Annotated in this window: 16 protein-coding genes; 11 read left to right on the top strand and 5 right to left on the bottom strand. The window is 66.7% G+C overall.

The genetic code is table 11. The features are described from left to right. A partial coding sequence (locus tag ROR02_RS00400; protein ID WP_170244892.1) for a metallophosphoesterase occupies positions 1-2,246 on the bottom strand: 2,246 nt, incomplete at its 3' end. A gap of 325 nt (positions 2,247-2,571) precedes the next feature. Between ROR02_RS00400 and ROR02_RS00395 the strand changes: the two genes are divergently transcribed. The 8 genes from ROR02_RS00395 (at position 2,572) to ROR02_RS00360 (ending at position 12,995) form a co-directional block, all read left to right on the top strand. Further along, a complete protein-coding gene (locus tag ROR02_RS00395) occupies positions 2,572-2,883 on the top strand; it encodes an SCP2 sterol-binding domain-containing protein (RefSeq protein WP_147162017.1) in 312 nt (103 codons plus the stop codon). 192 nt (positions 2,884-3,075) lie between these two features. Next, the gene (locus ROR02_RS00390; RefSeq protein ID WP_246135322.1) at positions 3,076-4,386 is read left to right on the top strand and encodes an OmpP1/FadL family transporter; all 1,311 of its coding nucleotides are present in this window, start codon (positions 3,076-3,078) and stop codon (positions 4,384-4,386) included. Between the two features lie 151 nt (positions 4,387-4,537). Continuing rightward, a complete protein-coding gene (locus tag ROR02_RS00385; RefSeq protein WP_147162016.1) occupies positions 4,538-6,208 on the top strand; it encodes a long-chain-fatty-acid--CoA ligase in 1,671 nt (556 codons plus the stop codon). Positions 6,209-6,377: 169 nt separating this feature from the next. Continuing rightward, entirely contained in the window at positions 6,378-6,776 is a 399-nt protein-coding gene (locus ROR02_RS00380) for a MerR family transcriptional regulator (protein WP_147162015.1), read from the top strand. Between the two features lie 319 nt (positions 6,777-7,095). Beyond that, positions 7,096-8,232 (top strand): thiolase family protein, encoded by a 1,137-nt coding sequence (locus tag ROR02_RS00375; RefSeq protein ID WP_147162014.1) that lies wholly within the window; start codon positions 7,096-7,098, stop codon positions 8,230-8,232. Next, positions 8,232-10,559, top strand: coding sequence for a 3-hydroxyacyl-CoA dehydrogenase/enoyl-CoA hydratase family protein (locus ROR02_RS00370; protein ID WP_147162013.1), 2,328 nt, complete (start codon positions 8,232-8,234; stop codon positions 10,557-10,559). Before ROR02_RS00375 ends, ROR02_RS00370 begins: the two co-directional genes overlap by 1 nt. A gap of 30 nt (positions 10,560-10,589) precedes the next feature. Further along, complete coding sequence (locus ROR02_RS00365) at positions 10,590-12,374, top strand: acyl-CoA dehydrogenase C-terminal domain-containing protein (protein ID WP_147162012.1); 1,785 nt, start codon at positions 10,590-10,592, stop codon at positions 12,372-12,374. Between the two features lie 93 nt (positions 12,375-12,467). Further along, entirely contained in the window at positions 12,468-12,995 is a 528-nt protein-coding gene (locus ROR02_RS00360; RefSeq protein ID WP_147162011.1) for a thioesterase family protein, read from the top strand. 45 nt (positions 12,996-13,040) lie between these two features. Here the strand turns inward: ROR02_RS00360 and ROR02_RS00355 are convergent, their stop codons facing one another. Further along, positions 13,041-13,460: a bacteriohemerythrin gene (locus tag ROR02_RS00355; protein ID WP_147162010.1), complete on the bottom strand. Its 420-nt coding sequence runs from the start codon at positions 13,458-13,460 to the stop codon at positions 13,041-13,043. Positions 13,461-14,110: 650 nt separating this feature from the next. On the opposite strand from ROR02_RS00355, the gene ROR02_RS00350 reads away from it, so the two are divergent. Then, positions 14,111-14,476 (top strand): GcrA family cell cycle regulator, encoded by a 366-nt coding sequence (locus tag ROR02_RS00350; protein WP_147162009.1) that lies wholly within the window; start codon positions 14,111-14,113, stop codon positions 14,474-14,476. A 653-nt stretch (positions 14,477-15,129) separates the two neighbouring features. Further along, positions 15,130-15,567 (top strand): bactofilin family protein, encoded by a 438-nt coding sequence (locus tag ROR02_RS00345; RefSeq protein ID WP_147162008.1) that lies wholly within the window; start codon positions 15,130-15,132, stop codon positions 15,565-15,567. 106 nt (positions 15,568-15,673) lie between these two features. On the opposite strand, the gene nth is transcribed toward ROR02_RS00345, so the two are convergent. Next, entirely contained in the window at positions 15,674-16,324 is a 651-nt protein-coding gene (nth, locus tag ROR02_RS00340; protein WP_147162007.1) for an endonuclease III, read from the bottom strand. Between the two features lie 77 nt (positions 16,325-16,401). On the opposite strand from nth, the gene ROR02_RS00335 reads away from it, so the two are divergent. Then, positions 16,402-17,034 (top strand): methylated-DNA--[protein]-cysteine S-methyltransferase, encoded by a 633-nt coding sequence (locus tag ROR02_RS00335; protein WP_147162006.1) that lies wholly within the window; start codon positions 16,402-16,404, stop codon positions 17,032-17,034. Here the strand turns inward: ROR02_RS00335 and mnmA are convergent. Both mnmA and ROR02_RS00325 read right to left on the bottom strand, forming a co-directional pair. Continuing rightward, positions 16,988-18,145, bottom strand: coding sequence for a tRNA 2-thiouridine(34) synthase MnmA (gene mnmA / locus ROR02_RS00330; RefSeq protein WP_147162005.1), 1,158 nt, complete (start codon positions 18,143-18,145; stop codon positions 16,988-16,990). The genes ROR02_RS00335 and mnmA overlap by 47 nt on opposite strands. A gap of 160 nt (positions 18,146-18,305) precedes the next feature. Beyond that, positions 18,306-19,004 carry a TenA family protein gene (locus ROR02_RS00325; RefSeq protein ID WP_147162004.1) on the bottom strand — a complete coding sequence of 233 codons (699 nt, stop codon included), beginning with the start codon at positions 19,002-19,004 and terminating at the stop codon, positions 18,306-18,308. Between the last annotated feature and the right edge of the window lie 43 nt (positions 19,005-19,047).

Genomic DNA, 19,047 nt, shown 5'->3' with positions numbered 1-19,047 from the left:
CCTTCCTTGACCGCACGTTCGAACCAGGGTTGGGCTTCGACGAAGCGGCCACTTTCAATCAGGGCGTTGCCGATGATTTTCCCCTTCCGTGCCGAAAGGTCGTGCTCGGGCGTGGCCCAGCGATCGCAGGTTGGACGGTAGGCCATCAGGAGGGCCACTCGGTCGGGCTGGTTGGGGTTGTTGGCAATGCCTTTGCCGATCGCGAGCAGTTGGCGGGCGAAGGCGGGGGCGAGGGCGGAAAGAGGTTCCTGGAAGGGAGCAGCGGCGACGGAATCGCGTAGGAAGGCGGCGAACAACTGGTGCATGCGCAAGGCACGCTCACCGGGCTGTATCAGGTGCCGGTCAAAGGTGGCACCCAGGGCGTCCCTGAATGTTGCGTCGGACCACTGGCACGCGGTGACCAAGCCTTGGCGAAGGTCGTTTTCCGGCAGGTGTTGGGGGTCGAAAAACTGGGAGGCGACGTGTAGCAGCAGGCGCGCGTCGGGATCCAGCTTGTCATACACGCCTTGAAAACTGAGGCGTGCGGGATCGCATATTCCGTCCCGCTCGGCCCGGCCCAGGCGGCCGCGCTGCTGGTCGGCCTTCAGGCTGGCCGCCACGGGCACGATCTGAACCGGTAGCCCTTCGGCCTGTCTGGCAAGGGGGGTGCCAAACTGGTTGGCGACTTCCTCGCCCGCGATTTCCCGCACCAGGGAGACGGCATCGGCCTCGGTCAGGGGGGGAACGTCGATTGCCTCACCCAGAAAATTCCAACGCTCGAATGTCGAGGTGATCAAGATGTGTGCCGGATTCCGGGACCCGGGCAGCCAGGGGCGCACGCTGTCTTCGTCTGGTGCATTGTCGTAAATCAACAACACCGGCCGGTCGGTCAACCGGGGCAGAATGAAATGGGCTTGGTCTTTGATCGGCAGGTCGGCGGGGGCGCTCAGGCTGGCCCCGTCGCGGGCCTGACGGACAAGATCAAGGGCGAGAGCGTCGGGCGTGGCTGCATCCAGGAAAAAGGTGCCCCCGGGGTAGCGGTCTCCATGCCGACGCCCGTATTCCCGGGCCAGTTCGCTTTTGCCCACCCCCGGCGGGCCGTGCAGGATAACCACGGTTTGGGTGTGCGGAGCGTTCAAGCGTTCACTCAGGGTTTTCAGAAGGGCCTCACGCCCCACGAAGGGCAGGGTCCCGCGCGACGGGATGGTACTGCCGCGCCGTTCCGTGGACGGGGCCGGATTCGGCGGCGGGGACGAAGGGGGATCCGGCGGGGTGGGGCGTTCCTCCTCCCAGAGGGTAAAAATCCTGGTGCCGCTGGCGGAGTGGGGGAACAGGCCGGGGTCGTGGCGCCATGTCGGGCGCGAGTCGTCGGTGTAGCGGAGGGGAAAAACCTCCACGCCGTTGCCTTCCAGGCGGCCGTACAGGGCGGTATTGGGCCACTGTCGGGTTTGATAGGAAGCCCCGGCCCCCAGGCGCAGGAAGGTGCTGGTGCCATCCCCACCCTGGAAGGCCTTGTTCTTGTGCAGGTGGCCGTGCAGAAGCACATCGATGCTGTCGAGCAACGCGGCCTCAATGGCGTTGGCTTCCTCGTCGTGCAGCCACTCCAGCGGGTGATGAAGCAGGGCAATCCGCAGCACCCGCGCGACCCCTTGCGCCTTCAGGGCCTCGGTTTTCTGGATCAGGGTTTGCGTGGCATCGTCCAGGCAGCGCCGGCCGATCCACAGTTTGCCGTGGTCGTCGTCCCCCTTGCAGAACAAGGCGCTGTTGAGAGGCAGCACGACAATTCCGTGATCGCCCACGCGCAGGCTTTCAACCGGGCCACAGGTGGAGTCGGTCGGGTGCGCGCGCACGCCCTGGAAATAACGGTTGTACCACTCAAGGAACGCCCCTTGCTTGCTGGTCAGGTGCGGCTTGGGATGACCGGGCTTGAAATAGCCGACGGAGTCGGTTTCCGAGGCCAGGGTCCGCGCCAGTCCGAGGCCGAGGGAGCGGTTGACATCGTGGTTGCCGGGCACGACGAACAGCCGCTCCTTGCCGATCCCGGCCGCCTTCAGCAGGGCATCCAGAAACCCATTCACCGCCTCATACTCGGGGCGGGTGCCGGTGCTGGCGATGTCGCCGGTGGCGAAGATCAGGTCGGGCTGAAGTCCCTTTTCCTTGATATGCCAGGCAACCGAGTCGACCAGGGCGTTTAAAACGACATCGCGATCATACGAATCGCCGCCCTTGAAGTGAAAATCCGACACATGCAGCCAGGTCAGGGTCATCGCAACCGCTTTCGTCCCGCTGAAAGGCAAGGGGTCCGGGGCCCGTGGCCCCGGCGGGGAGCGGGGCAGAGCCCCGCACTTTTTGGAGTATTTTCCGCTCTTTTTCCCTTGTCGAGACTTTTGCACGCCCAAGGGACGGCCCACCGTGCCACGGGGCAGGGCGGGGGGTGCCAGCCCCACCATCGGGCGAACAAGCGTGGCCCGCGTACCATGAGGGGTTGGCCGGGGCCGGGAAATCGGGTACGTTTTACGCATGCGGATACCAATTAACGTCCGCGTTAACGAAACCGGGGTCAACCCCGGGCCTGAACAGGGAACAACGGTGATGAGCGAAACGGAAAAGCGCCTGCGCGAGGCCTTGCCGCGCCTGGATCGTCTGGGCGCGGTGGTGCGTCTGGATCTGGGGGCGGCGGGGTGCTGGCGGGTGGATGCCCGCGCCAACGCGCAGATGCGCGAGGAAGACGAGGCCGACGAAGACGACCTCGACGGCGTGGCCTGCACCGTGCGTTTGTCGGCCGATACGTTGGAACGGGTGATGGAAGGGCGTCTTGATCCGGTGCTGGGGTACACCCTGGGCAAGATCAAGGTCGCGGGCTCGCGCGGGGTGGCGCTGAAGCTGGTGGGGGCGCTCGCCTGAGCCTTTCCAGGCGCCCGGACTGGTTCGGTTCGTCCGGGTTCCTGGCCTCCATCGAAGGACGCGGCCGGACGCGTGTCCGCATATTTCAGCGAACGTAAACGTCATGTCGTTGACGTTCGCGTAATCAGAGGGTAGGATCATCCACAACAAACGGTGACCCTCGACAAGAAGGGCACCAAGGGAGGACGGACGATGACCACGGACCCAATGCGCGCGGCCTCGGGCCGGCAGGGGGGCGGTGTGCCCTGGGGGAAGACGGCGGGGCTGCTGGCGGCCGGGTTGCTGGCCTGGGCCGGCGAGGCCGAGGCGTCGGGCTTCCAGCTGCGCGAGCAAAGCTCGGAAGGCCTGGGCAACGCCTTCGCCGGTTCCACGGCCAAGGCCTATAATCTTTCCACGATTTTCTACAATCCCGCCGGCATGACCCGGCTTTCAGGCAACCAGACAGCCGGCTCGGCGACCTGGATTGCCCCGGTGGCCCACTTCAGCGGCCAGAACATCCGGGGTGGGGTGGCGACCTCGGGCGGCATGGGGGGCGATGCCATCCAGGATGCGGCCGTGGGCGCCTCCTATCTGATGTGGGACGCGCACCCCGACTTCAAGATGGGCCTGGCCCTGACCGCGCCGTTCGGTCTGCGCTCGGAGTACGACAAGGATTGGGTGGGGCGCTATCATGCCCTGCAAAGCGATGTGACCAACATCAACCTGAGCCCGTCGCTGGCCTACCGGGTGAACGAGCACCTGTCGGTGGGTGGCGCGGTTCAGCTGGCCTACACCGAGGCCACCTTGTCGCAGGCTCTCAATCTTTCGGCGCTGGGCATGGCCGACGGGCGGGCCACGGTCAAGGGCCACGACGTGGCCCCGGGCTTTGATATCGGCCTGTTGTACGAGTTCACCCCGGCCACCCGCGTGGGCGTCAACTGGCGCTCGCAGATGAGCTATACCCTGGAAGGCAAGGCCAAGTACCGGGTGCCGGCGGCGCTGGCCGCGGCGGTCCCCACCTTGCGCACCGTGGATGCCAAGGCCGACCTGACCACCCCCGACACGGTGTCGATGGGCATTTATCACGAGGTCACGCCCGACTGGGCGGTGATGTCGGATATCGCCTGGACCAACTGGTCGACGTTCGACGAACTGCGCGTGAAGTACGAGGACGGCCGCCCCGACAGCGTGACCGATGAAAGCTGGCATGACACCTGGTTTTTCTCGCTGGGCACCACCTACCGGGTGGCGGAAGCGCACAAGGTGCACTTTGGTGTCGCCTACGACCAGACTCCGGTGTACGACAAGTACCGCACGGCGCGCATTCCGGACTCGGATCGGTATTGGATCTCGGCCGGCTATACCTACGACATGGGCAACGATAACAACGTGAACGTGGGCTACACCCACATTTTCGCCGACACCGCCAAGATCAACGAAAGCAGCAGCACCGCGGGCACCCTGTCGGGCAAATACGAAAGCCACGTTGACATCTTCAGCGCCAGTTTTGTGTGGAAGTTCTGATCAATACGGGTCATCCGATCATAAATCTGGATTCGTACACGAAATAAGGAAGGGGGAGGGGAGGGTGTTTTCTCCCCTTTCACCCGACCGGTTTCTTGCTTCTTCTCGCCCCTTCGGGGAAAGCCCCGCCCCTTGACGAGGTGCCCGTGAGATGATCGCCTTTCCAGCCGCCTCTTCCGTTTCGCCACTGGCGCCGTTTCGCACCGTGGATGCCCTGTTCGACGAGGCCGCGCGCGCCTTTCCCGAGCAGCCGGCCATCGATTTCCTGGGTCGGCACTACACCTACCGCGAAACCGCAACCTTGATTGCCCGCATCGCGCAGGGCTTGCAGCACCTGGGGGTGCGCAAGGGCGTGCGCGTGGGGCTGTGCCTGCCCAACACGCCTTATTACGTGGCCTTTTACTACGCGATCTTGAAGATCGGCGGCATCGTCGTGAACTACAACCCGCTGTATGTCGAGCGGGAGTTGCGCCACCAGATCGAGGATTCCGGCACCACCATCATGGTGACCCTGGACCTGCGCCAGATCTACCCCAAGGTCGCCGCCTTGCTCGACGAGACGTGCCTGGAACGGATCGTTGTGTGCCCGATGAGCGGAATTTTGCCGTCGGTCAAGGGGTTGCTGTTCTCGGTTTTCAAGCGCTCGGAGCTGGCCGACATCCCGTCGGACCTGCGCCATGTGGTGTTTGACCGCCTGATCGCCAACGAGGGCCAGCCGCGCCCGGTGGCGGTGGATCCCCTTAACGACGTGGCGGTGCTGCAATACACCGGGGGCACCACCGGCGTGCCCAAGGGCGCCACCTTGACCCACGCCAACCTGAGCGCCAACACCGAGCAACTGTTTCGCTGGATCCCCTCGGTGGACGCCGGACACGAGCGCATGCTGGTCGTGCTGCCCCTCTTCCATGTGTTCGCCATGACCGTGGCCTTGAACCTGGGGGTGCGGGTGGGGGCCGAGTTGATCCTGGTGCCGCGCTTCGACCTTGAGCAGGTCATGAAGCTGATCGCGCGCCGGCGGCCCACCTTGTTCCCCGGCGTGCCCACCTTGTACACCGCCATCAACGGCGCCATGGGCTCGGGTACCTGGGATCTGTCGTCGCTGAAGGTGTGCATTTCCGGAGGCGCCCCCCTGCCGGTCGAGGTGCGCAAGCAGTTCGAGGCGCAAAGCGGCTGTTCCCTGGTCGAGGGCTACGGCCTCTCGGAGGCCTCGCCGGTGGTCACCTGCAATCCCCTGGATGGCGAGGCCCGCACCGCTTCCATCGGGTTGCCCCTGCCCGAAACCGAGGTCGAGATCCGCGACCCCGACGCGCTCGGCCGTCGCCTGGGCCCCAACGAAAAGGGCGAGCTGTGCACGCGCGGGCCCCAGGTCATGCAAGGCTACTGGCAGCGTCCGGCCGAAACCCGCGATGTCCTGACCGAGGACGGCTGGTTGCGTACCGGCGACATCGGGTATTACGACCAAGACGGGTTTTTCTATCTTGTTGATCGCATCAAGGACGTGATCTTGTGCGGGGGCTACAACGTCTATCCGCGCATCATCGAGGAAGCCCTGTACCGGCACCCGTCGGTGGCCGAGGTGGTGGTAATCGGTATTCCGGATCCCTATCGCGGCCAGGCCCCCAAGGCTTTCGTGCGGCTGCGCGACGGCAAGGAGGCCACGCCCACCAGCCTGCGCGAATTCCTGAACGATCAGCTTTCGCGCATCGAAATGCCCAAAACCATCGAGATCCGCGACAGCCTGCCCAAGACCATGGTCGGCAAGCTGTCGAAGAAGGATCTGGTGGCCGAGGAAAAGGCCCGCGCCGCCGGGGAGCCCCTGTAAGGCGGGCGTCCTTTCCCCCCCCATCCTTCCGGATCTCATGCTTTCGATCGACGGAGATCGTCCATGACGACTAGGCCGCCTTCGTTTTTCCATGGTATCAAGGTGACGTGCAGGGAAGTTTTCTTCCCTGAAGGTCAAGGCACGACGGAAACTCGAAAGACACGGGCGCATGGACAAACTGGTTTCGATCACCGAGCTGGCCCAGGAGTTGGGGGTTACGGCGCGCACCATCCGCTTTTACGAGGACCAGGGGTTGCTTTCCCCGCAACGGGTGGGAGGCACGCGGATTTATGGCCCGCGCGACCGGGCGCGCATGATCTTGATCCTGCGCGGCAAACGGTTGGGCTTTTCGCTCAAGGACATCAAGGAATACCTGGATCTGTACGACTCCGACGCCACGCAGGTGGGGCAGTTGCGCGTGCTGCTGGCCAAGGTGCAAGACCGGATCGGGCAGCTGGAAGAACAATTGCAGACGGTGCAAACGACCCTCGACGAGCTGCGCGACATCGAACGGGCCAGCCTGGACGCGCTGGAAGCCAAGGGGATCCTGGCGGACAGCGACGCCTAAAGCCCCTTGCGTTAAAAAACGGGGTCTGGGGCCCCCCGGCCCCAGCGGGGACTGGGGCAGAGCCCCAGGGAAGAAACACCCCTCCCTTGCCCCGGAAAAACCGGGCAAGGACCCGCCCTCTTTGCGCAAGCCGTCCTCGAACAACGCGCCCTTGGGGCCGTGCGCGCGGCTTTCGCCCTCTTTCCTTGAATCACAAAACAAAAACGGGGTCCCGGGATCTGTTCCGGGCCGGGCCGGACCGTGCGCCCAAAGGCCGGTGGCCGTCCGTTTTTCGTAATCCCCCGATGCCCTTCCGGGCTCAAGCAGTGGAGACGTGTCGATGACGAAGGTGGTTATCGCCGGGTACGTGCGTTCGCCGTTCACGCCCGCGAAAAAAGGCGACCTGGCCTCGGTTCGCCCCGACGATCTGGCCGCCCAGGTGATCGCGGCCCTGGTGGCGCGCTCGGGCCGCCCCGCGAGCGAGATCGAGGATCTTTGGCTGGGCTGCGCCTTCCCCGAGGGCGAACAGGGCCTCAACGTCGCCCGTCTGGTCGGGCTGCTGGCCGGTTTGCCGCAGTCGGTGGCGGCGATCACGGTCAACCGGTTCTGCGGCTCGTCGATGAGCGCGATCCATGGCGCGGCCGGCGCCATCGCCATGGGGGCGGGCGAGGCCTTCGTGTGCGCGGGTGTTGAAAGCATGAGCCGGGTGCCGATGATGGGCTTCAACCCGCTGCCCCATCCCGACCTGGCCCAGCGTCTGCCCGGAGCCTACATGGGCATGGGCGAAACGGCCGAGAACGTGGCCGAGCGCTGGTCGGTGTCGCGCGCCGACCAGGAGGCGTTCGCCGTGCGCTCCCACCAGCGCACCGCCAGCGCCCAGGCCGCCGGGCATTTCGACGACGAAATCGTGGCGATCGCCAGCAAGAAAGGCCCCGTGAGCAAGGACGGCTGCCTGCGCCCCGAAACCACGCAAGAAGGGCTCGCGGCCCTGGCGCCCGCCTTCCAGGCCGATGGGGTGGTCACCGCCGGCACCTCGTCGCCGCTGACCGATGGCGCGGCGGCCGTTCTGGTGTGCTCGGAGGACTACGCGCGCCGGCACGACCTGCCGATGCTGGCGGCGATCAAGGCGATTGCCGTGTGCGGCTGCGACCCCGAGGTGATGGGCATCGGCCCGGTGGGCGCGACCCGCAAGGTGCTGGCCCGTGCCGGACTCACCGCCGACCAGCTCGACGTGGTGGAACTGAACGAAGCCTTCGCCAGCCAGGCCCTGGCCTGCATGCGCGAGCTGGGCCTGTCGAGCGAGCGGGTCAACCTGGATGGAGGCGCGATCGCGCTCGGCCATCCCCTGGGGGCCACCGGCGCGCGCCTGGTTGGCAAGGCGGCCAGCCTGCTTAAGCGCGAAAAGGGTCGTTACGCCCTGGCGACCCAGTGCATTGGCGGCGGTCAGGGCATCGCCACGTTGCTGGAGGCCATGTAATGACCGAGATCCGCTCCGTTGCCGTTCTCGGGGCCGGGGTCATGGGGGCGGGGATCGCCGCCCAGGTGGCCAACGCCGGCATTCCCGTGATGCTGCTGGACATCGTGCCCGAAGGCGCCGCCCCCGAGCGGCGCAGCCAGTTGGCCGAGGATGCCCTGGCCCGGATGATGAAAACCGATCCCGCGCCCTTCATGAGCAAGGCGGCCGCGCGGCTGGTGACGCCGGGCAACATCGAAGACCACTTCGAGACGTTGTCGCAGGTTGATTGGATCGTCGAAGCGGTGATCGAGCGCCTGGACATCAAGCAGGCCCTGTATGCCCGCCTGGAAGCGGTGCGCAAGCCGGGCAGCGTGGTGTCGTCCAACACCTCGACCCTGCCGCTCGCCACCCTGGTCGAGGGGCTGCCGGCCTCGTTCGCCCGGGATTTCCTGATCACCCACTTCTTCAATCCGCCCCGCTACATGCGCCTCCTCGAGGTGGTGGCCGGACCCGACACCCGTCCCGAGGCGGTGGCGGCGGTCACCCGGGTGGCCGACCACGCGCTGGGCAAGAGCGTGGTCGCGGCCAAGGACCGGCCGGGGTTCATCGCAAACCGCCTGGGGGTGTACTGGTTGCAAGCGGCGGTGGTCGAGGCCGTGGACCAGGGCCTCGCGATCGAGGACGTGGACGCGGTGATCGGCAAGCCCATGGGCATTCCCAAGACCGGGGTGTTCGGGCTTCTGGACCTGGTGGGCCTGGACCTGATGCCCCACGTCACCAAGAGCCTGGCCGCCGCCCTTGATCCCCAGGACCCGTTCCATGCCCTCAACCGGCCCATGCCCGCGATCGAACGCCTGATCGCCGACGGCTACACCGGGCGCAAGGGGAAGGGGGGCTTCTATCGCCTGAACAAGGCGGAGGGCAAACGCAAGGAAGCCTTTGACTTCACCACCCAAACCTTCCGTCCGGCCCGCAAGGCCGACGTCCCGGCCCTTGCCAGCGCCGGCCGGTCGTTGAATGCCCTTTTGGAGCATCCGGGCCCCCACGGCACCTATGCCTGGCGGGTGATGGGGCGCACCCTGGCCTATGCCGCCGCCCTGCTGGGCGATGCCGCCGACACGGTGGACGCCATCGACGAGGCCATGCGCCTGGGGTACAACTGGAAGTATGGCCCCTTCGAGCTGATCGACCGCCTGGGCGCCGACTGGCTCCGGGGGCGCCTGGAAGCCGAGGGCTGGCCGGTGCCCGAGGCCCTGCGCGTGGCCGCCGGGCGCTCGTTCTACCGGGTGGAGGACGGCCGGCGCCAGCGCCTGGACCTTGACGGCCAGTATCGCGACGTGGTTCGCGCGCCCGGCGTCTTGTTGCTGCAAGACATCAAGCTGACCTCGCAACCCATTATGAAAAATGGGTCCGCCGCCCTTTGGGATATCGGCGACGGGGTGGCCTGCTTCGAGTTTACCAGCAAGATGAACAGCCTTGACGCCGACATCATGGACCTGTTGGGCAAGGCGCTGCGCCGGGTGAAGCGCGACTACAAGGCGCTGGTCATCTACAACGAAGGAACGAATTTTTCGGTGGGCGCCAACCTGGGGCTTGCCCTGTTCGCCGCCAACATCGCGGCCTGGAGCGAGATCGAGGCCCTGGTCGCCCAGGGGCAGGAAACCTACCAGGCGTTGCGCGAAGCCCCGTTCCCGGTGGTTGGCGCGCCCTCGGGCATGGCGCTTGGGGGTGGCTGCGAAATCCTGCTGCACTGCGACGCGGTCCAGGCTCACGCCGAAAGCTACATCGGGCTGGTGGAAGTGGGGGTGGGATTGATCCCGGCCTGGGGCGGGTGCGCCACCATGCTGGAACGCTGGGCCACCTTGGGCCGGCTGCCCAAGGGGCCGATGCCCGCGATTGCCCGGGTGTTCGAGATCGTGAGCACCGCCACGGTGGCCAAGTCGGCGGCCGAGGCCAAGGACCTTTTGTTCCTGCGCCCCACCGATGGCATCACCATGAACCGCGATCGCCTGCTGGCCGACGCCAAGGCCCGCGCCCTGGCCCTGGTCGAGGGCTACACCCCGCCCGAGGCGCCCAGCTACACCCTGCCCGGGCCGACGGCGCGCACCGCCATGGGGCTGGCCGTGACCAGCTTCCGGCGCCTGGGCAAGGCGACCCCCTACGACGAGGTGGTGGCGGGTGCCCTGGCGGCGGTGCTCTCGGGGGGCGATACCGACGTGTTGACGCCCCTGGACCGCGACGCGGTGCTGGCCCTGGAGCGCTCCCACTTCATGCGTTTGGTGCGCACGCCGGGCACGCTGGCCCGGCTGGAAAGCATGCTGATGACGCGCAAGCCCCTGCGCAACTAGGTCCCTTTATCAAGGACAGGAAACACACCCATGGCCAGCTACAGGGCTCCTTTGCGCGACATGCGCTACGTGTTGTACACCCTGATGGGCGGGGAAGAGCTGTCTTCCTTGCCCGGGTACGAGGAATTCACCCCCGATCTGATCGACCCGGTTCTGGAAGAGGCGGCCAAGCTGTGCGAGGGGGTCCTTCACCCCCTCAACCGCCCGGGCGACGAAGCGGGGTGCGTGTTTGAAAACGGGGTGGTGCGCACGCCCTCCGGTTTCCCCGAGGCCTACGCCACCTTCCGCGAAGGCGGCTGGACGGCGCTCAGCTGCGATCCCGCCTATGGCGGCCAGGGCGTGCCCCACATGGTCGCCACCTTGGTCGAGGAAATGATCTGCTCGGCCAACCTGTCGTTCGGCATGGTGCCGGGGCTCAGCTACGGCGCCTATGTCGCCTTGCATGAATTCGGCACCGAGGACCTCAAGGCCGCCTATCTGCCGGCCCTGGTCGATGGCACCTGGACCGGGACCATGTGCCTGACCGAACCCCAGTGCGGGACCGACCTGGGATTGGTGCGCACCCGCGCCGTGCCCCAGGAGGATGGCTCCTACCGGCTGACCGGCACCAAGATTTTCATTTCGGCCGGCGAGCACGACCTGGCCGAGAATATCGTCCATCTGGTTTTGGCCCGCCTGCCCGACGCCCCCAAGGGGGTGAAGGGCATCAGCCTGTTCCTGGTGCCCAAATTCCTGCCCGATGCCCAGGGCCGGCCGGGACCGCGCAACGGGGTGTCGTGCGGGGCGATCGAGCACAAGATGGGCATCAAGGCCTCGCCCACCTGCGTGATGAACTTCGACGACGCCACCGGCTGGCTGGTGGGCGAGCCCCACAAGGGCCTGCGCGCCATGTTCTCGATGATGAACGCCGAGCGTCTGTCGGTGGGCGTGCAGGGGCTGGGGCTGGCCGAGGCCGCCTACCAGGGGGCCGTGGCCTACGCCCGCGAGCGCGGGCAGGGGCGATCGCTCGCCGGAACCAAGAACCCCGACAAGGCGGCGGATGCCATCATCGTGCATCCCGACGTGCGCCGCATGCTGCTGATCCAACGCGCCACGGTGGAAGGCTGCCGCGCCCTGGCGCTGTGGACGGCGCGCCACCTTGACCTGAGCACCCATCACCCCGACCCGGTGGCGCGCGAGGAATCGGCGGATTTCGTCGCCCTGATGACCCCGGTGGTCAAGGCGCTGATGACCGACATGGGCTTTACCTCCACCAACCTCGGCGTGCAGGTGTTCGGGGGGCACGGGTACATTCGCGAGCACGGGATGGAGCAATACGTGCGCGATGCCCGCATTGCCCAGATCTACGAAGGCACCAACGGCATCCAGGCCCTGGATCTGGTCGGGCGCAAGCTGGGCGCCCACGCGGGGCGGTATCTGCGCCGCTTCTTCCACCCCGTGGGCGCCTATATCGAGGCCCACGGCGAGGAGGAGCGCCTGGCGCCCTTCGTCACCCCCCTGGCCAAGGCCTTCGTGCGCCTGCAACAAGCGACCGCCCAGGTGGCGCGCGCGGGTCTGCGCGATCCCGAGGAGGCGGCGGCGGTGGCGAGCGATTACCTGCGCCTGTTCGGCCTGACCGCGCTGGGCTTCTTGTGGGCGCGCATGGCCGAAACGGCGCTTGAGCACCAGGGCGACGATGCCGACGGCTTCCATGCCGCCAAGCTGGCCACCGCGCGCTTCTACATGGACAAGATGCTCCCTGAAACGGGGGCCTTGTTCTCGGTGATCATGGCCGGGGGCGCGTCCATTGGCGCCCTGGACGAAGCGGCCTTTTAACCACCGCCTCCCCACGCGGCCGGCCCTTCCTCCAACGAAGGGCCGGCGTTCGCGGCGGTTCCCACTTTTCGGGTCTCATTCTAGGAAAACGCGATGTCTCTCTGGCTGCGCCTGATTCGGGTTTTTCTTGCCGGCCTTGCCGGAAAATCCCTCGATTTGTACGGGCTATCATCCTTGTTTTTCAAGGTGATGCCAACCGATCTTGATGTAAACATTCACATGAATAACGCCCGCTATCTTGCCTTGATGGATCTGGGGCGGGTCGATCTGATCGTGCGCACGGGCCTGTGGCGCCTGGTCTGGCGCCAGCGTTGGCAGCCGGTGATCGGGGGGGCGGTGGTCCGCTTCAAGCGCCCCTTGCGGCCCTTCCAGCGTTTTCGCCTGGAAAGCCGCCTGCTGTCGTGGGACGAGAAGTGGATTTACATTGAGCACCGGGTTTTGACCGACGCCGGCCTTGCCTGCCAGGCGGTGGTGCGGGCCGGGTTTGTCGGCGCCAAGGGGCTGGTGGCGCCGGCCGAGGTGGCCCGGGCCCTGGGCCAGGAGGCTCCGCCGCCGCCGCTTCCCCAGTGGGCCGGCTCGTGGCGCGACCTGGACGCCAGCATGAACGCCACCGCCGCCTGAGTGCCCGCGCCGCCTGAGTGCCCGCGTCCCCTTAGCCTGGAAGCCTCAGGGCCCGCCGTTCTTGGGCATGGCCTTGAGATGGGTCCCCACCTTCATGTCCTCGCGCAGGATATGGCGCATCAACCAGTCTGAAACGAAATCGAACATTTCAAGCAGATTGAAGGTGTCGGGCGCTTCCTGGAAACGGGCCTCGAATTCGCGCAGCCGGCGGGCCAGGCCATCATGCATGGCCTTGTGGCGCTCCATGTCCGGGAAACGGGACAGGCGCATCAGGCGTTCCTCGGTTGCGAAGTGGTATTCGGTGTACTCGATCAAGTCACGGAACAACGTGGGCATCGACTCGCGGGGCGTGTTGCCCCGAACCACGTCATGCAAGGCATTGAGCCGGTCGAGCAGGGTGCGATGGTCTCCATCAATAGTGGCGTTTCCCACGCTCATCTTATCGGACCAGGTAATCAGCGCCATCGAACACCACCCTTATGTCTGTCGAAATCAACCAGACTCACCCCTTCTCATCAAGGGTACAGCAAAACATAAACCCTATAAATCGTCGACGACGGACTATTTACATCTTTTGAGTGAATCAACCTTGGCTTATGCAAAAAAGGTCTTTACAGAGCCACGCCGATGCGCGACATTGTGCATCGCAGCATGGCAAGTACGCAGGTCCTTGCGGCCATGTTGGCTTTCTTGGACGTTTCCTCCCTAGACTCGGGCCGCGCTTCGGCGCGGCCTTTTTTTGTCCGGGCAAAGGGAGGAAGGCAAGACCCTTCCGACGTATTTCAGGGACATTGAAGACCCGCTTCGGGGAGCGCCGGAGCCGGGACAGAGTGGCTTGATAGGATGCGATATAGGGTGCACACTCCATGGGTTTCCAGACCCATGGGCGTCCTTTTGCGATGGGATGTCGCGGGGTCGGGCGGTCACGGTCCAGGTGCCTGAAAAAAGAGCTCTGTTTCCAGGAGTGGCGTTTTCCTGCGCTTCCGGGGGCAGGGAAGGGATGCGTTTTTTTGCGCGTGGATCGAAAAGGCATTATAGTGTCCGCTTGCGGCGCAGATCGGGCGATGTCCGGACCAGAACGGTGACGGCACACGGCGGAAGGAAGCACTCTCCCCATGGTTTGGAACGACGATAACATCGAGCAGCTCAAGCGGCTGTGGGCCGAGGGCCTGACCACCGGCGAGATCGGCAAGGAGCTTGGCGTCTCGAAAAACGCCGTTGTGGGCAAGGCGCATCGCCTGGGCCTGAAAAGCCGCCCTTCCCCCATCAAGCGCGGTGCGAAAGAGGCGAAGCCCGAACCGAAAATTCGCTCCCTGGTGGATCTGTCCGCCCACACCTGCCGCTGGCCCATTGGGGATCCACGCGATCCGGGCTTTCATTTTTGTGGAAAGCCGACGCTTCCGGGCAAGCCCTATTGTGCCGAGCACGCCGCCATTGCCTATGTGAGTTCCAACCGGTCCAAGGATGAAGACGCCGCCTGAGGGCGTGCCCTCCTTGGTGCTCCCCTTGTCCTTTCGCGCCTCCCCGTAAAAGGGGAGGGGGCCTTTTCCCGTGAGGGATGCGCGCACGTCCGCTTGCGGACGAAACGGCCAGTCGGATACAATAGAGAACCTTGGTCTTTATCGAAGCGTCTCCCGAGGGGAGGCGTCCTTCATGCCAACCTCACGATTCTTCCTCCTGTCGAAGGCGCCGACGACCCCTCGTCGCCCCTGGTCTGCTAGCGAAGGCACTACAACGGATGTCAATGTTCGGACGCAAGCCCGAGGATCGGGCCGAGGCACCGCCGGGAGACACCCTTTCCTCGCCGTCAGAAAGCGGCGCGGCCCAGCCTTTCAAGCCCTTGACCCCCCATGTCCCCGCCTTCGACCCTTCCGTGGCCCCGGTGTTCACCCCGGCCGCATCCCTGACCGCATCCATCGTGCCGCCGCTTTCCCCTCTCACGCCGTCTCGTCCGCTGCCCGCGCCCGCTCCTTCGTCTGTTCCAGGATCGGGACAGACGGGGCCTGTTTCGGGCGGGGCGCCCCCCCTGGCGGGCCCTCCTTCGGTTCTTCCGCCGTCGGTCCCCCTGCCACCGGGACCGGGAGGCGAGGCGACGGCCGCACCGCTCAAGCCGTTTTCCAAACGAGGCATACCCATGGCGACCCGCCCCACTCCCCCTTCACACAAGCAGCCCGAGGTTCCGCGCCGGGTGCTCGACCTCGCGGGCCCTGGCGCGCGGCGGAGCGACTCGGCGGCGGACGATGGCAAGCGGCTGGTGGTAGGCCGGGAAATCCGGGTCTCGGGGGAAATTTCCGCCTGCGATCATCTGGTGGTCGAAGGGAGCGTTCAGGCCAACCTGAACAACGCCGATATTCTTGAGGTCGCCGAAGGTGGTGAATTCAAGGGATCGGTCAACATCGGCGAGGCGATCATCAGCGGCCGCTTCGAAGGCGAGATGATCGCCCAGCGCCGGGTGGTCTTGCACAGCACCGGCGAGATCCTGGGCAAGGTGCAGACCGTGGCCCTGGTCGTGGAGGAAGGCGGCCGCCTGAAGGGCGCCGTCAGCCCCCTGGAAGGCTCCGACGCGTCCTGACGCCACGGAAGTCCGGCCTTCCCTTCGACCCGGGAAGACGGCTCCACGCAGTGAACGAACCAGAAGCGGGGCGTCCGGCCCCGCTTTTTTTGCGCCGGCGTTTTTGTCAAGCGACCGCCTTGGCGTCGAAAAGGCACACATCGGCGATCACGCATCCGGCGCAAGCCGGGGCGCGGGCCTTGCACACGTAGCGGCCGTGCAAGATCAGCCAGTGGTGGGCGTGGCGCAGGCGGGCAGGGGGAACCACCTTTTCCAAGATGGCCTCAACGGCCAGGGGCGTGCGCCCGGGGGCGAGGCCGGTTCGGTTGCACACCCGCAGCACATGGGTGTCCACCGCGATGGTCGGCTGGTCAAAGGCGATGTTAAGCACCACGTTCGCCGTCTTGCGCCCCACCCCGGGCAGGGCCTCCAGGGCGGCGCGATCGGCGGGCACCTGGCCCTGGTGGCGCTCGATCAGCAGGCGCGACAGGGCCATGACGTTCTGGGCCTTGGTGTTGAAGAGGCCAATGGTGCGAATGTGCTCGCGCAAGCCCTCCTCGCCCAGGGCCAGCATGTGCTCGGGCGTGTCGGCCACGGCGAACAGGCCGCGCGTGGCCTTGTTCACGCCCTTGTCGGTCGCCTGGGCCGACAGCACGACGGCCACCAGCAAGGTAAACGGCGTCGTCCAGTCCAGTTCGCCCCGGGGGTCGGGCCGGGCCTCGGCCAGGCGGTCGAACAAGGTGGCGATCTGGTCGGGCGACAGGCGCGTATCGGTCATGGGTCCTCCCCTGGGCGGGAACGGGCGGATAGGGTACTATTTTTTCTTACACCAGGATCGGATCGGGGGAATACACCATGCACGCCAGCCCTGCACCGGCGCCGCTCGGGGAAGAAGGTCTCGCGCCCCAGCCGCTGCACGATCTCGTCGCCTTGCGCGATCCGGCCGACGAGCCACGCGCCCCCTTTGCCTTGCTCGTGGGCGAGCATGAAACGCCGTTCGGGCGGTGCCTGCTGGCCTTGAACGGGCAAGGGGTCCTGTGTCATCTGAGTTTTCTCTTCTCGGGGGGCCCGCTGCCCGATGGCGAGGCGGCGCGGGCCGCCTTGCGGGCCCGCTGGCCCCGGGCCACCGTGCACGAAGCGCCCGAGGCCACGGCACCGGTTGCCGCCGGCCTGTTCCATGCCCCGCCGGGGGCGCCGGGGACCCGCCGGCGGGTGGCGGTGGATGGCACGCCCTTCCAGCGCCGGGTGTGGGAAGCCCTGGCCCGTATTCCTCCGGGGTGCCGGGTTTCCTATCAGACCATCGCCAACGCGATTGGCCAGCCCGCCGCCGTCCGCGCCGTGGGGCAGGCGGTGGGGGCCAATCCCGTGACCCTGGTCATTCCCTGCCACCGGGTGGTGCGGGCGTCGGGCGACCTGGGGGGGTATTACTGGGGGCCCGCGCTCAAGCAGGCGCTGCTGGCGTGGGAAGAGGGCCAGCAGGGGGCGTGATCCAGCCGCCGCCCATCATCCAGGCGCCCGTGTCCTCGTCGGGGCCGTAGAACACCGCCGCCTGTCCCGGGGCCACGCCAAAGGCCGGGGTTTCCAGGTCCACCCGCGCGTCCAGGCCGCCCGCGCTCCCGGCGGGCAGGGGGTGGACGGTGGCCGCCACCGGTGGCGCCGCGTTGCGGATCTTGACCCGGACAGGGGTGCCGTTCAGAGCCGGCCCCGGCCCCGGGCCCAGCCAGTTGAGGGCGCGGAGCCCGAACGAGCGGCAGGCCAGCGCCTCGCGCGGGCCCACCACCACCCGCCGGCCCTCGGGCTCCAGGGCAACCACGTACAAGGGCGGACCGCCGCCCAGCCCCAAACCCCGGCGCTGGCCCACCGTGTGGTGAATCAGGCCCCGGTGCTCCCCCAGGACCCGCCCCGTGGTGTCCACGATCGGGCCGGGCTGGCTTGCGTCGGGGCGCAGCCGCGCCACCAGGCTGGCGTGATCGCCCTGGGGGCAGAAGCACAGGTCCTGACTGTCGGGCTTGCGCTCGACCGGCAGGCCCAGGCGTCCGGCCAGGGCCCGGGTTTCGTCCTTGCCCGGCATCGCCCCCAGGGGAAAGCGCAAGGACCCCAGCACGGCGCGGGGCAGGGCGAACAGGAAATAGCTCTGGTCGCGGTGGGTATCGAGGGCCCGGCGCAGGCACGGCCCCTCGGGGCCGTCGCTCAGGCGCACGTAGTGCCCGGTGGCGAGAAGATCGGCTCCCTTGTCGCGCGCGGCCTCCAGAAGGGTGCCGAACTTCACCTCGCGATTGCATACGGCGCAGGGCAGTGGCGTTTGCCCCTCGGCATAGCTGTCGGCGAACGGGCCGACAACGGATTCCTGAAAGCGGGCGGCCAGGTTCAGAACGTGGTGTTCCAGGCCCAGGTGATCGCAGATGCGCCGGGCATCGCGCACCGCGCCGGCGCTGGCCGGGCCCAGGTCCATGGTCAAGGCGATGACATCGAAGCCTTCGGCGTGCAGCAAGGCGGCGGTGACGGCGCTGTCAACGCCGCCCGACAGGGCGACGGCAACCCGGCGGCGGGACGAGGGGGAAGACATGGGGGCAAGGCTCTCCAGGCCAGGGGGGGGCATTCATCCGCTCCCGGACGAAGCCACCGGTCGGGGGGACCACCGCAAGAAAGGCCTCCGGCATGGCCGGGCGCCTCCCCCCGCGGCGACGAAACCATCCCCCCGAAAAAAAGCGGACCAGGGGCGGCCGGGCCCTGGGTCGGTGCCCGGCCGCGGGCGTCCCTCAGTCGGCGCGATCGAGGCTCATCCGCCAGAAATCGGCCTCCAGGCGGGTGGCCTCGCGGAAGGTGCGGATCAGGTCCGGCATCCGCCCCACGCCGCCGCGCCGGGCCATCAGATCGTCGAGGGTGGCCACCGAGGCCCGGGCCACATCCCCGTAGGCCTCGCCGGCGTACTGGTCGATCCATTCCCGGTAGGGATGATCGGGACCGGACAGGGGCTTGAGGGCCAGACCGATTTCCGCGTACCCCACCATGCACGGGCTCAAGGCCACGTACAGGTCCAGAAGATCCCCGGAGAGCCCTTTTTCAAGGACATAGCGGGTGTAGGCCAGGGTGGCGCGTGATTCGGGCAGCGCCTCCAGCTCGCTGGCGCCCAGGCCCCAGCGTCGGCAAAAGTCAACGTGCAGGCCCATTTCGTCGAGAATCGAGGCCATGCCCAGACCGGCCGCGCGCAGGGTTTCCAGGTTCTCGGCCTTGAAGGCGGCAAGCCCGTAGGCGCGCGCGAAGTGAATCAGGAACAGGTAATCCTGTCCCAGATAATGACGGAAGCACTCCTCGCGCAAGGTGCCCTCGCCCATCTGGCGCACGAAGGCGTGGTCGATGTACGCGGTCCATTCGGTCAGGCAGGCGGCGCGCAGGCGGGCGAACAGGCTGCCGGCCGGGGCAAGCCCCGGCACTTCCTCTCCTGGATAGCGTTTCATGGCAAAGACATCCTCTCGCGTGAAAGCAAACGCGACCGGCCGG

Source organism: Pararhodospirillum oryzae, assembly GCF_007992075.1.
In the GTDB taxonomy this organism is placed as follows: domain Bacteria; phylum Pseudomonadota; class Alphaproteobacteria; order Rhodospirillales; family Rhodospirillaceae; genus Pararhodospirillum; species Pararhodospirillum oryzae.
The sequence above is the reverse complement of the archived record's forward strand: the minus strand, read 5'-3'. Positions and strand labels throughout refer to the sequence as shown.

What these genes read in the sequence shown, in the direction of transcription:
- ROR02_RS00395 (WP_147162017.1), top strand. Translation starts at nt 2,572, where the DNA reads ATGAGCGAAACGGAAAAGCGCCTGCGCGAGGCCTTGCCGCGCCTGGAT.
- ROR02_RS00390 (WP_246135322.1), top strand. Translation starts at nt 3,076, where the DNA reads ATGACCACGGACCCAATGCGCGCGGCCTCGGGCCGGCAGGGGGGCGGT.
- ROR02_RS00385 (WP_147162016.1), top strand. Translation starts at nt 4,538, where the DNA reads ATGATCGCCTTTCCAGCCGCCTCTTCCGTTTCGCCACTGGCGCCGTTT.
- ROR02_RS00380 (WP_147162015.1), top strand. Translation starts at nt 6,378, where the DNA reads ATGGACAAACTGGTTTCGATCACCGAGCTGGCCCAGGAGTTGGGGGTT.
- ROR02_RS00375 (WP_147162014.1), top strand. Translation starts at nt 7,096, where the DNA reads ATGACGAAGGTGGTTATCGCCGGGTACGTGCGTTCGCCGTTCACGCCC.
- ROR02_RS00370 (WP_147162013.1), top strand. Translation starts at nt 8,232, where the DNA reads ATGACCGAGATCCGCTCCGTTGCCGTTCTCGGGGCCGGGGTCATGGGG.
- ROR02_RS00365 (WP_147162012.1), top strand. Translation starts at nt 10,590, where the DNA reads ATGGCCAGCTACAGGGCTCCTTTGCGCGACATGCGCTACGTGTTGTAC.
- ROR02_RS00360 (WP_147162011.1), top strand. Translation starts at nt 12,468, where the DNA reads ATGTCTCTCTGGCTGCGCCTGATTCGGGTTTTTCTTGCCGGCCTTGCC.
- ROR02_RS00355 (WP_147162010.1), bottom strand. Translation starts at nt 13,460, where the DNA reads ATGGCGCTGATTACCTGGTCCGATAAGATGAGCGTGGGAAACGCCACT.
- ROR02_RS00350 (WP_147162009.1), top strand. Translation starts at nt 14,111, where the DNA reads ATGGTTTGGAACGACGATAACATCGAGCAGCTCAAGCGGCTGTGGGCC.
- ROR02_RS00345 (WP_147162008.1), top strand. Translation starts at nt 15,130, where the DNA reads ATGGCGACCCGCCCCACTCCCCCTTCACACAAGCAGCCCGAGGTTCCG.
- nth (WP_147162007.1), bottom strand. Translation starts at nt 16,324, where the DNA reads ATGACCGATACGCGCCTGTCGCCCGACCAGATCGCCACCTTGTTCGAC.
- ROR02_RS00335 (WP_147162006.1), top strand. Translation starts at nt 16,402, where the DNA reads ATGCACGCCAGCCCTGCACCGGCGCCGCTCGGGGAAGAAGGTCTCGCG.
- mnmA (WP_147162005.1), bottom strand. Translation starts at nt 18,145, where the DNA reads ATGCCCCCCCCTGGCCTGGAGAGCCTTGCCCCCATGTCTTCCCCCTCG.
- ROR02_RS00325 (WP_147162004.1), bottom strand. Translation starts at nt 19,004, where the DNA reads ATGAAACGCTATCCAGGAGAGGAAGTGCCGGGGCTTGCCCCGGCCGGC.